This is a genomic window from Corallococcus sp. AB032C (genome assembly GCF_003668935.1).
Lineage (GTDB): Bacteria > Myxococcota > Myxococcia > Myxococcales > Myxococcaceae > Corallococcus > Corallococcus exiguus.
Window position 1 is genome coordinate 1 of the sequence record NZ_RAWP01000276.1, and the last position, 440, is coordinate 440.

The window sequence follows — 440 nt, forward strand, 5'->3', positions numbered from 1 at the left end:
GGGCGTGGGCTGGCCCTGGGGCTTCGGCGCCGCCGGCGTGGGCATGCTCCTGGGCCTGATTGCCTTCCTGTCGCTGCAGCGCAAGCTGCTGGGGAACGTGGGCCTGGTGCCGGAGAAGATGGTGGCCGCCGCCGAGGCGAAGCCGGGCACCCCGGAGAAGTCGGGCTTCAGCCGCGACGAAATCGATCGCATCGTCGTGATTTTCATCATTGCCCTCTTCGTCGTCGCCTTCTGGACGGGCTTCGAGCAGGCCGGCGGGTTGATGAACTTGTACACGGACGCGAAGGTCAACCGCACCATCCTGGGCTGGGAGATGCCGACCACCTGGTTCCAGAACTTCAACGCCGTCTTCATCGCCGCGCTGGCGCCGATTTTCGCGGGCCTCTGGAGCAGGCTGGCAGCGCGGGGGAAGGACCCGAGCATCCCCGTGAAGATGGGCC

The 440-nt window shown here is 67.0% G+C and carries 1 pseudogene; it reads left to right on the forward strand.

The window, feature by feature from the left end:
• Nucleotides 1-440 (forward strand): annotated as a pseudogene (locus D7X99_RS42050) (MFS transporter); the annotation flags it as partial.